The organism is Salinivibrio sp. MA351 (assembly GCF_001996065.1).
In the GTDB taxonomy this organism is placed as follows: domain Bacteria; phylum Pseudomonadota; class Gammaproteobacteria; order Enterobacterales; family Vibrionaceae; genus Salinivibrio; species Salinivibrio costicola.
In genome coordinates, this window is the sequence record NZ_MUFG01000005.1 from 137,843 (window position 1) to 150,411 (window position 12,569).

Below are 12,569 nucleotides of genomic sequence, written 5' to 3' on the forward strand. Positions count from 1 at the left end.
AAATCAAGCCTGCAAACTGTCAATTATGTGCGAATTCCCACCAACATCACGCTATGGATGCACTTCTTTTTTACCAATAATTAGTTTATGAACCCACGCTCAAATTATGACATTCCCGCCTCCTTTTCTTGGCATTTAATGCCCAAAATAATCTTTTTATTGCCTATGCTTGAGCGGAAAAGCCGTTTTTAGTGCAAAAAGCGTAGGGGAAGACCTCATCAATCACTGACTGTATTGATGAAATTCGTTTCAAAAATTTTTGGAGCAAAATATGAAGATAGTAACACCATCGCGTATGGTCGCACTTGGTTTGGCAGGGCTCGCATTAAGTAGCCCCAGCGTACACGCTGCAGTTGATTGCCAGCCATTATCCGATTGGCAGAATGGCAATACCTACACTAAAGGGGATCAAGTAAAAACAGATAACACCGCCTATGAAGCGAGGTGGTGGACGCAAGCCGACCCGGCCACCCAATCTGGCGAATGGAAAGCGTGGAAAATCCTCGGCCAGTGCGCTGGTAGCGTCAACCAAGCCCCTACCGCAACCTTAACCGTCTCTCCGTCTGGACCGATTGAGGTTGGTGACACACTCACCTTCACCCTCGCCGGGACAGACACTGATGGCACAGTGACCTCATTCGCGCTCTCACAAGGCGACACCCTATTGTATGAAGGTGCAGAAGCAACCGCCATTCGCTGGCAAGCCGAACAAACGGGTCGTTTTACATTTACTCTCACCGTGACCGACGACAAAGGCGCTACCGACATCCAGACATTGCAACAGGTGGTGGGTGATGACCAAACCGGCGGCGATAAGTATACCTGTCGTCCGGCTGGTTTATACACCACCCCAGATGTCGAGGTGCCGTATTGCTCGGTGTATGACGAAAACGGCCTTGAAGACATGGGCGCCGATCACCCTCGCCGTGTCATTGGCTATTTCACCAGCTGGCGAAACGGCGCCAACGGCCAGCCCGCTTATTTAGTCAGCGATATTCCTTGGGACAAGATCACCCACATTAACTACGCCTTTGCCCACATCAACGCGGACAACCAACTGTCTATCGGCGATCCCAATGCCCCCGATAACCCCGCGACCCAAATGACCTGGCCGGGCGTAGCCGGCGCAGAGATGGATCCAACCCTGCCGTACAAAGGCCACTTTAACTTACTCAACAAGTATAAAAAGCAGCACCCCGACGTGAAAACACTGATCTCCGTGGGTGGCTGGGCCGAAACCGGGGGCTACTTCGGTGAAAACGGCGAGCGCATCGACAGTGCCGTCGCCTTCTTGCGCCAGTATGGCTTTGATGGTCTGGACATTGATTATGAATACCCATCGTCGATGAAAGACTCAGGCCACCCTGACGATTTCGAGTACTCCAACCCACGTCGCGCGCACTTGAATAAATCCTATCAAGTACTGATGAAGTCGCTGCGTGAAGCGCTCGATAAAGCCAGCGCGCAAGATGGCAAGCACTATATGCTGACCATTGCCGCACCGTCATCGGGTTACTTATTGCGCGGGATGGAAACCTTCCAAACCACCCAATACTTAGATTACGTCAACATCATGAGCTATGATCTGCACGGGGCATGGAACGATCATGTTGGCCATCAAGCGCCGCTGTATGACACCGGAGAGGATTCCGAACTTAAACAGTGGAATGTCTACCAAACCCCTGAATTTGAAGGGATTGGCTATTTAAATACCGATTGGGCAGCCACCTACTTTATGGGCGGTATGTCTCCCGGCCGCATCAATATCGGTATCCCGTATTACACCCGCGGCTTTAAAGACGTGCAAGGTGGCGACAAAGGTCTTTGGGGACGCGCACCATTGCCAAACCAGAGCGAGTGCCCAGCCGGCACCGGCGTCGGTGAGAAAAACAAATGCGGCAACGGTGCAATCGGGATAGATAACCTTTGGCATGATGTGGATGAGCTCGGCACCGAAGTGCCTGCTGGCTCCAACCCTTTATGGCATGTGAAAAACTTGCTCGACGGCAAACTACCGGCCTATGCGGCGGAATACGGACTTGATCCTGAGCAAGACCCCACTGATCGCCTTACTGGTAGTTATCAGCGTTACTACGATGACATCGCCAAAGCGCCGTGGGTTTGGAACGAAGAAAAACGCGTATTCCTGTCAATGGAAGACGAAACCTCGATGGCCGAAAAGGTCGACTACGTGGTCAATAGGGGCCTAGGCGGGGTGATGTTCTGGGAGCTGGCGGGGGATTATCGCTATGATGATCAGCGTCAAGCCTACTTTATGGGTGACACCCTGACCTCTCTGGCGTACCAAACCTTTAAGCAAGCGGGCAGCGACTACTCACTACAACGTGGCGACGCCAATTTCCAAGTGCCAAGCGAGCAAGTGGATGTCACGCTTGACGCGCTGAACTTCCCAGTGGGCGATGACAACTACCCTATTCGCCCCACGTTCCGCTTTACCAACCACTCCGATCTGGACTTATCGGGCGCCACCATCAGCTTTGATGTGCCAGTGTCTACCTCGGCCATTTTTAAATCTGACTGGAACGCCCAGAAAAAGCTGCGCATGGAAGTGGTGCGTGATAGCAGCAATGCCAGTGGTAACAACATCGGCGGGTTTGATGCCACCCATCATCGCTTTGCCATCACCTTGATTAACGAATGGGGTGGTATAGAGCAAAGCTTTAAGCCGGGTGAAACCTTGGACGCTCAGGTGATGTACTACATGCCTATCACCAACCCAACCAATATCACCATCGAAAAAAATGGCCAGCGCTATGCGGTGAAGCAGGGGTATCCAAGCCTTCCGCCTGCGCTCCCCGGTAGCACCAGCCAAAGTGGCGGAGAGTCTCAGTGTCCTGACGTCTATATCGCCAGCCTGAGTACCTACCCCAACTGGCCTAACGGGGGCAATCATGCCAGCGGTGGCGACCAACTTATCTACCAAGAGGCGGTGTGGGAAGCCAAGTGGTGGACCCAAGCGGCACCCGGTGGTCAAGCTTGGCGCCAAGTCTGCAGCCTCTAATCCATTTCTGGTCTTGAATGCGGGGGCTGAGTGCCCCCATTAAGGAGTCGTTATGTTCAAGTCTTCGTTCACGCAGTTTTCCTGCCGTACCGCCGTGGCTCTTGCGCTGGTCGCAAGCAGTACACAGGTGATGGCACATGGCTATTTAGAAAGCCCCAAAGCGCGCCAGGCGATTTGCCATGAGCAAGGGGGCTATTGGTGGCCTTCAGATGGGTCAGGTATCCCTAACGCCGCCTGTCGCGCGGCGTTCTTAGAATCGGGGCACTACCCGTTTGTGCAACACCATGAATCGGCGCAATTGGTGGCGGATTACCGTAATATGGATGCGGTGAAAGCGGCCGTTACCGATGGTAACTTATGTGGCGCCGGCGATCCCAATAAAGCCGGGATCAGTTTACCCTCATCGGATTGGCAACGGACCGAGATCACCCCAGATGGCAATGGCCAAATTGACGTGCGCTTTCGCGCCACCACTCCTCACGATCCAAGTTTCTGGGAAATTTATCTGACCAAGCCAGATTACAACGGCGCGACCGATGCGCTGACGTGGGATGATCTCGAAAAGATCGACACCTTTGGCGATCTGCCCATTGTGATCGGCGATAACGGTAACCGGTATTATGAGATGACCGTGACCCTGCCCGCCGATCGTCAAGGTGATGCTATTATCTATAGCCGTTGGCAACGTATTGATCCGGCCGGAGAAGGCTTCTACAACTGTGCCGACATTACCATCACCCCTAGTCAGACCGCACCCGCCCAATGGCACGAGCTAGGATACTTTGTCCAACATCCACAAATGGCAGCATTGGGCGATCGCGTGCGGGCCCGCTTGCACAATCGCCAAGGCCAAGAAGTGGTGGATGTCACACTCACCCTGACGGACCAAAATGTGACGAATTGGCCACACGCGCTGGCCAGCCTTATCGAGCAACAGGCTAACGAGCCCTTACGTATCGGGGTGATGCGCCACGGCGAGATCCAGTTTAATGCCGATGACGTGGTGCAAAACCAAGTCTTTAGCCATCACGATAGCTATAGCTTCAACCTGTCGGTGATCCCGGCTACCGACGAACCCACCAGCAACCTGCCCGCATGGCGCGCATCTGAGGTCTATGTGGCCAAGGATCGCGTGCGCTACGGCGACAATATTTACCAAGCAAAATGGTGGACTAGAAACGAGCAACCCGGCGCTGCCCTTGTTTGGCAACGCGTGACACAATAAGGAGCAAACATGAAGCCAATGACCCTACTCTCTCTGGCGATTGCTGGGGCACTGGGCGCCAGCCACGCCGTGGCGGCCCCTTCAACCCCAAGTTTGGACTGGAAGCCACAAAACTATTCTTTTGTTGAAGTCGATGAATATGGCCGCGGATCGTACAAAGATCTGGTGCAGCGCGTGGATGAAGTCCAAATTGAAATTAAATGGAATGCCTGGTCCGGTGATGGCGGTGACAGCTACAAGGTGTACTTTGACGATCAGGTGGTCAATCAAGGCACTTTACCGGCAGGCACCCAATCCGGCACAGTCACTTTCCCCTATGACAAAGGCGGTCGTCACCAGCTTAAACTCGCCTTGTGTGAAGGGGGCGTCGATGGTCAGTGTGCGACCAGTGCCGCCAAACCCATCGTCATCGCAGACACCGACGGCGTCCATCTTGACCCACTGCCGATGAATGTCGACCCGAACAACAATGACTATCCCAAACAGCCTGATACCGTGGTGGGGGCATACTTTGTCGAATGGGGCATTTATGGTCGTAACTTCGATGTCAGTCAGGTGCCCGCGGGGAATCTCACCCACATCTTGTATGGCTTTATCCCCATTTGTGGCCCCAATGAGTCATTGGGCGACATCGAAAATGGCAACAGCTTGCGCGCACTTGAGCTCGCTTGCCAAGGCTCAGAAGACTATGAAGTGGCAATCCATGACCCATGGGCGGCGATTCAGAAAAAGCTGCCCGGCACACCGGCCAAAGATCCGATAGGTGGCACCTACGCGCAAATGATGGCGCTCAAGCAGCGCTACCCTGATCTGAAAATTCTCCCCTCCGTGGGCGGCTGGACCCTATCCGACCCCTTCTATGATTTCACCGACAAGGCCAACCGTGACGTCTTTGTCGCCTCAATGAAAGAGTTCCTGCAAACCTGGAAATTCTACGATGGGGTCGACATTGACTGGGAATACCCAGGCGGTGGCGGTGCCAACCCTGATTTAGGTGACCAAGATAAGGATAGCCAAGCCTACGCGGCCTTAATGCGTGAGCTGCGCGCGATGTTGGATGAGCTCGAAGCCGACACGGGCCGTGAGTACCAACTCACCTCGGCCGTCGGTGCCGGTTATGACAAAATCGCCAACGTCGATTACAGCGCCAGCGCGCCGTACATGGATTACATCTTTGCCATGACCTACGACTTTTTCGGCGCATGGAATAATGTCACCGGTCACCAAACCGCCATTTACTGTGGCAGCCACATGAGTGCGGATGAATGTGATGGCACTGGCGTCGATGATAACGGCGAGCCCCGCAAAGGCCCTGCTTACACGCTCGATAATGGCGTGCAATTACTGCTAGAAAGCGGCGTGCCACCGGAAAAAATGGTGATCGGTACCGCGATGTACGGTCGTGGCTGGGAAGGCGTTTTCCCTGCCAATGCAACCGATCCTAGCAACCCGATGACCGCGCCCGGTAACGGCCCGATCAAAGGCAGCACCGCTGATGGTATTTGGGAAGCGGGCGTGATTGACTACAAAGGCGTCGTCACATCAATGCTCGGCAGCGCGGGTAACGGCATCAATGGCTTTCAAACCGGTTATGATGAGCAAGCTGAAGCGGCCTACATTTGGAACCCTGACAACGGCAAGCTGGTCACTTACGACACCCCCCGCTCGGTCAAAGCCAAAGGCCAGTATGTGCGTAATCACAACTTCGCCGGTTTGTTTGCCTGGGAAATCGATGCCGACAATGGCGATATTCTCAATGCCATGCACGAAGGCTTAGCGCAGGATGGTCAGCCGCCGGTTAATAGCGCCCCCACTGTCACTCTTGCGCAACAAAGCTATACGCTGGCGCCTGGAGAGTCGCTAACCATTGCTGCTAATGGGCGCGATCGGGATGGCGATGCCCTGACCTATCGCTGGCAAGGTGACGCTGCGTTGGCACTCAGCAATGGCGACACGAATTCGGTCACGGTGACCGCCCCGGATGTGAGCACCAGCACCGACTATTCCCTGTCGGTGACGATATCGGATGGTCAAGCCCGTGCCGAGGCCAATGCGACTATCGAGGTGGTGGTACCGGGTGAAAACCAAGCCCCTACCGTGGCACCTATCGCCCCAGTTAGCCTGAAAAGCGGTGAGCAAACCCGCGTGACGATTGAGGCAAACGACCCAGATGGCGATACACTCAGCTACACCTACCGTGCATCCGGCGATCTGGCCGTTTCTGGCAGCGGTGATCAGGTGACGCTAACGGCACCCACCGTGACGGAGAATCGCGACTATGTGGTCACGGTCGAGGTCAGCGATGGCGACAAAACCACGCAAGCGCAATTCACGGTAACCGTGACGCCGGCCAGTGGCTTACCAACGTGGGATGAAAACACCGTGTATGTCGGCGGCGATCGCGTCCTGTATCAAGGGGTTGAGTATCGCGCCAAGTGGTGGACCAAAGGCCAGCGCCCAGACCAAGGCGATCCATGGGAGCGCGTCGGGGATAGCCAAGCCAACCAAAGCAGTGAATGGCAAGCGACCGTCGCTTATTCCGGCGGTGCTGAAGTTGAATATAACAACCAACGCTACCAAGCCAAGTGGTGGACGCAAGGCGAAAAGCCGGGCAGCGCCGCGGTCTGGCAATTGCTGTAACGGTTTCTCACTTCCCTCAATGACAAAACGCCCCAACAGGGGCGTTTTTCTTCAACGGTGGACAAGAGACAAGGCACTTAACGACGCTGACGCACCGCTTCATACAAACAGACACCAGTTGCCACGGATACGTTCAAGCTCGATACGCTTCCTGACATGGGAATACGAATTAGCTCATCACAGGTTTCACGGGTCAAACGGCGCATGCCGTCTCCTTCCGCGCCCATCACTAAGGCTAGCGGCCCCACCAATTTGGTGTCGTAAACATCATGATCGGCTTCACCGGCGGTGCCCACAAACCACACGCCCTGCTCTTTGAGCGTCCGCATTGAACGCGCCAAGTTAGTAACACGCACCAAAGGCACCACTTCAGCTGCGCCACAGGCCACTTTGCGGGCCGTCGCGTTAAGCTGAGCAGATTTATCTTTCGGAACGATGACCGCACTCACTCCGGCTGCATCGGCAGTGCGCAGGCAAGCCCCCAAATTGTGGGGGTCAGTTACCCCATCCAGCACCAGCAACAAGGGGGTCTCGGTATTGGCGAGGATCGCCTCCAAGTCATTCTCGTTGTACTGACGACCCGGTTTGACACGGGCAACAATCCCCTGATGCGACGCACCTTGAGTTTTGTCGTCTAACGCTTTGCGGCCCACTTGCTGAATACTCACGCCCAGCATCGCAATCTCATTGAGCACGGGGACCAAACGCTCGTCTTGACGCCCTTTTAATACCATCACTTCAATAAAGCGGGAAGGATCGGTTGCTAAAATCGCTTGGACGGCATGAATGCCGTAAATAACTTCACTACTCATGATTTACTTCTTTTTCTTACCCGCTTCGGCTTTTTGTTTTTTCGCCTTTTTCTTGCGTGCTTTTTGCGCAGGCGACTTTACTTTACTCTTTTTGCTTGGCTTATCCGCCGGCGCCTTATCGCCTTCAACACTTGGCACTGCGCCACGTTTAAGCTGTTGGCGTACCGAGGTTCGCTCACGGCGCGCTTGCGGATCTTTATTCGACTCCGCACGACCTTTTTTGCGCTTATCGCGTTCGGTTTTACCCGGGCGACGGGCTTTGCGCTCAGAGCCTACCAGTTCAAAGTCAATTTGTCGCTCATCAAGATTCACTGACAGCACTTTAACCGTTACCTGATCGCCAAGTCGGAACACGCGGCCAGAGCCTTCGCCCACCAGACGCTGACCTACCATATCAAAACGGTAATAGTCGTTATCTAGGTTGGAGATATGAACCAAACCATCGATATGCAGCTCATTGAGGCGAACAAAGAAGCCAAAGCCGGTGACATTGGCAATCACGCCTTCCAGTTCATCGCCAACGTGATCTTGCATATATTCGCATTTAAGCCAATCCGACACATCACGGGTGGCATCATCGGCGCGACGCTCGGTTTTCGAACACTGCTCGCCGAGCACATCCATATCGTCAAATGAGTAGTGGTAGCCACCGGTCGGGGTCCAACGGTCTTGGTTTTTACCCGCTTGTTTGGCAATCAAGTATTTGAGTGCACGGTGCAACAGCAAATCCGGATAGCGACGAATAGGCGAGGTAAAGTGGGCGTATTGCTTGAGCGCCAAACCAAAGTGACCTTGGTTATCCGCTTGATACACCGCTTGCTTCATCGAGCGGAGCAACATGGTCTGGATAAGCTCACTGTCCGCGCGACCATGGACCACGTGCATCAGTGCCGCGTAATCTTTCGGCGTCGGCTCTAGGCCGCCACTCAGGCTTAAGCCTAACTCGCCTAAGAAATCTTTAAAACCACTAAGACGTTCTTCACCCGGTGCTTCGTGAACACGATATAATGCTGGCTCTTTGTGCTTCTCGACAAAACGCGCAGAGGCGACGTTGGCAAGAATCATACATTCTTCGATGATCTTGTGCGCATCGTTGCGCTCCACCGGCACAATACGGTCGATTTTGCGCTGTGCGTTGAAAATAAATTGGGTTTCCACCGTCTCAAACTCAATGGCGCCGCGTTGTTGGCGAGCCCCACTGAGCACCTTGTACATATCGTGCAAGGTTTCTAGATGTGGAACCAAGGTGTGATAACGCTCTCGCAAGGTCTCATCACCCTCTAAGATGTTAGACACCTTGGTGTAGGTTAAACGCGCATGTGAGTTCATCACCGCTTCATAGTGCTTGTAGCCGGATAGTGCGCCTGACTCAGAAATTGTCATTTCACAGACCATACATAGACGATCAACCTGTGGATTGAGCGAGCATAGGCCGTTGGAAAGCACTTCTGGTAACATGGGCACCACTTGGTTGGGGAAGTACACCGAGTTACCGCGGTTTTGCGCTTCTTTATCCAGCGCAGAATCAGGCCGCACATAGTAACTAACATCGGCAATTGCCACCCACAAACGCCAGCCACCAGAACGTTTACGTTCACAGTAGACCGCATCATCAAAGTCACGGGCATCTTCACCGTCGATGGTCACCAGCGGCAGATCGCGTAGATCAACGCGGCCTTCTTTCGCTTTTTCCGGCACTTCCTCGTTCAAACTTTTAACTTGCTTGAGCACGGCATCCGGCCATTGATGAGGAATATCATGGGTGCGCATCGCGATTTCAATTTCCATGCCCGGCGCCATGTTTTCGCCCAGCACGTCAACAATCTTACCCATTGGGTTGGTTTGGCGAGTAGGACGTTGCATGATCTCAACCACCACAACATTGCCCATACGCGCGCCCTGAGTGTGATCTTTATCAATCACGATATCTTGGCCCAGGCGACTATCGTCTGGCACGACAAAGCCCATACCGTCTTCGACAAAATAACGCCCAACGATTTGGCCTTGACGTGCTTCCAACACTCGCACGACACGGGCTTCTTGGCGACCGCGCTTATCGGTGCCAACACCTTGCGCCAAAATGACATCGCCATGCATCACGCTACGCATTTGATGATACGGTAACGTCCAATCGTCATGATTGCCTTTCCCTTCAGGGCGCAAGAAGCCAAAACCATCACGGTGACCAATGACGGTCCCTTTAATCAGATCCAGACGCTCGGGCAAGGCATAGCACTTACGCCGAGTAAACACGAGTTGACCATCTCGCTCCATCGCACGCAGGCGTCGACGTAAACCTTCATACTGATCATCGCCGTCTAAACCGAGATGGGTAAACAGATTGTCGCGGCTCACTGGCGCCTTAAAGCTGCGGATCACTTCCAGCAAGTGCTCTCGGCTGGGAACCGGATTTTCATATTTTTCAGCTTCACGGGCCTGGTGTGGATCCGCAGCGATGTTGTTTGGCGTATTATTTGTCGAACCTGTGTCTTGCGACATAGACCTTTTCCTATTGGCGTATGTTGATTTCATTATATCTGTTAACTGTCGCGATTGCGCCGCGATGATCGCAGTTTGACGTTTTGTTTCAGCGCTTTGCTTGTAGGCAACGAGAGGAACATGGCGAACTGGCCATATCAAATCAGATTGGGAACAGATGAGTAAAGGGAGTATAGCGGATTTTGACGATAAAATCGCCTACAGTCAGAGGCTGGTGGTTACCAGTAACTGGTGCGTCTTTTAGCGCGAGCGATAATATTCTGAGGCATTCGCGCTTCAAGCGCTGAGCGTAATTCGGCAATACGATCACGCGTGCCAGAGTCTGCGGTAATGGTCTGATATAACCAGCGATAAGCATCCTCATAATCAAGCGGTGAACCGACGTCATCCACCAGCAACTCGGCCAGTTGAATTCGCGCGCGGGTATCCCCCAGTGAAGCGGCTTCGCGCAGGTAAGGAATCGCGCGTCGTTGATCTTGCTGCACCAAGGTCCCATTCGCATAGTATCGCCCTAGCTGCTCCAATGCCGCAGGTAACCCTTGCTGCGCAGCCTGTTTCATGTAATACACACCGAGCTCGGCATCTTGATCAACGCATACGCCCCACGCCAACATATCGCCGTACAAGAACTCATAGGCGGGAGATCCCACACGTGTTGCCCGTACTTCGATGTCTTGTACGAGTTGGCATTCATCTTGTTCCACACGCTCAAGGTGTGAGTTGGTCTCAAATAAGGCGATCAGTTCACTTTCTTCATACAAGGGCACCGCTGGCCCCACATCCGCTCTAGCGGTTGCTGTTGCCAACGTCGTTACCGTTAGTAAAAGTGAAAAACTCAGCGTTCGAAACTTCATGCCTACTCGCTATTCAACCAAGAAACCCAACAGCAACGCGCGCGCTAACCGTGTGCTTTTTTGTATCGGCACCCTGCTTAGTGACTTTAGCAAAGGCGGCAAGTTTTTTCCGCTTTCCAGGCGATCTGGGTTCCAACTTCATCCAATAGCGATAAAAAAGCCAGCGTTAAACGCTGGCTTCATGGTTTGTCTTCGCGCAAGCATTAGCTCTCGAAAGGATGAACCTTAATGATGGTTTCATTACGGTCTGGGCCAGTTGAAATCAGATCAATCGGCACGCCAGTCAAGGTTTCAATGCGCTTGATGTAATCAAGTGCAGCTTGTGGTAACTCGTCGAGTGACTTCACCCCAAAGGTGTTTTCGCTCCAACCCGGCATAGTCTCATAAACAGGCTCGATGTTTGCGTACGCATCCGCAGCCAATGGTGATACCTCTACCATGGTGCCGTCAGCCATCTTGTAACCGGTACAAATTTTGATTTCTTCCAAGCCGTCCATCACGTCCAGTTTGGTCAAACAAAAACCCGAGACCGAGTTAATCTGCACGGCACGGCGCATAGCCACCGCGTCAAACCAACCACAACGACGCTTACGACCCGTGGTTGCACCAAATTCCGCACCCTTAGTGCCTAGATGCATACCAATGTCGTCATCAAGTTCTGTTGGGAACGGACCTGCCCCTACTCGCGTGCAATAGGCTTTGGCGATACCTAGCACATAACCAAGATGACGAGGACCAAAACCAGAGCCTGCAGCCACACCGCCAGCGGTAGTGTTTGAGGAGGTGACATACGGATAAGTGCCGTGATCAATATCTAGCAAGGTGCCTTGTGCGCCTTCGAACATGATTTTGTCATCACGTTTACGCGCATCATCGAGCTCTTGGGTGACATCAATCACCATACCGGTGAGGATGTCTGCTTGCTCCATGACCTTGGCTAAGGTGTCTTCATAGCTTACAGGTTCGACTTTATAGAAGTGCTCTAGCTGGAAGTTATGGAGTTCCATCACTTCTTTCAGCTTTTCAGCGAAGGCTTCTTTATCGAATAGGTCACCTACACGCAAACCACGGCGCGCCGCTTTGTCTTCGTACGCTGGGCCAATACCACGGCCTGTGGTGCCAATGGCTTTCTTGCCACGCGCTTTTTCACGCGCTGCATCCAACGCAATGTGATAAGGCAGGATCAAAGGACACGCTTCTGATAGGAATAGGCGCTCACGCACGGGCACGCCGCGTGCTTCCAGCTCACCCATTTCTTTCAGTAAAGCGTCTGGCGACAGCACCACACCATTACCGATAATGCATTTAACGTTGTTGCGGAGGATACCAGAAGGAATCAAGTGTAGGACGGTCTTTTCACCGTCAATGACAAGAGTATGACCTGCGTTGTGACCGCCTTGATAGCGAACCACGTATTTTGCATCTTCAGTCAAAAGATCAACGATCTTTCCCTTACCTTCGTCACCCCATTGGGTGCCGAGAACGACTACGTTATTACCCATCTTCTTCGATATGCA

The 12,569-nt window shown here is 53.2% G+C and carries 7 protein-coding genes; 3 read left to right on the plus strand and 4 right to left on the minus strand.

The window, feature by feature from the left end; translation table 11 throughout:
- Nucleotides 1–271: 271 nt before the first annotated feature.
- The 3 genes from BZG78_RS04965 to BZG78_RS04975 are packed head-to-tail and all read left to right on the plus strand — an operon-like array spanning nt 272 to nt 6,887.
- Entirely contained in the window at nt 272–3,022 is a 2,751-nt protein-coding gene (locus BZG78_RS04965) for a glycosyl hydrolase family 18 protein (protein WP_077660550.1), read from the plus strand.
- Between the two features lie 52 nt (nt 3,023–3,074).
- Nucleotides 3,075–4,247: a lytic polysaccharide monooxygenase gene (locus BZG78_RS04970; protein ID WP_077660551.1), complete on the plus strand. Its 1,173-nt coding sequence runs from the start codon at nt 3,075–3,077 to the stop codon at nt 4,245–4,247.
- Between the two features lie 9 nt (nt 4,248–4,256).
- Nucleotides 4,257–6,887 (plus strand): glycosyl hydrolase family 18 protein, encoded by a 2,631-nt coding sequence (locus BZG78_RS04975; RefSeq protein WP_077660552.1) that lies wholly within the window; start codon nt 4,257–4,259, stop codon nt 6,885–6,887.
- A 77-nt stretch (nt 6,888–6,964) separates the two neighbouring features.
- On the opposite strand, the gene rlmB is transcribed toward BZG78_RS04975, so the two are convergent.
- The 4 genes from rlmB to BZG78_RS04995 form a co-directional block, all read right to left on the minus strand.
- A complete protein-coding gene (gene rlmB / locus BZG78_RS04980; RefSeq protein ID WP_077660553.1) occupies nt 6,965–7,699 on the minus strand; it encodes a 23S rRNA (guanosine(2251)-2'-O)-methyltransferase RlmB in 735 nt (244 codons plus the stop codon).
- Nucleotides 7,700–7,702: 3 nt separating this feature from the next.
- Entirely contained in the window at nt 7,703–10,198 is a 2,496-nt protein-coding gene (rnr, locus tag BZG78_RS04985; protein WP_077660554.1) for a ribonuclease R, read from the minus strand.
- Nucleotides 10,199–10,416: 218 nt separating this feature from the next.
- Nucleotides 10,417–11,052: a tetratricopeptide repeat protein gene (locus BZG78_RS04990; RefSeq protein WP_021023486.1), complete on the minus strand. Its 636-nt coding sequence runs from the start codon at nt 11,050–11,052 to the stop codon at nt 10,417–10,419.
- A gap of 203 nt (nt 11,053–11,255) precedes the next feature.
- Nucleotides 11,256–12,554 (minus strand): adenylosuccinate synthase, encoded by a 1,299-nt coding sequence (locus BZG78_RS04995; protein WP_025744518.1) that lies wholly within the window; start codon nt 12,552–12,554, stop codon nt 11,256–11,258.
- Nucleotides 12,555–12,569: the final 15 nt, after the last annotated feature.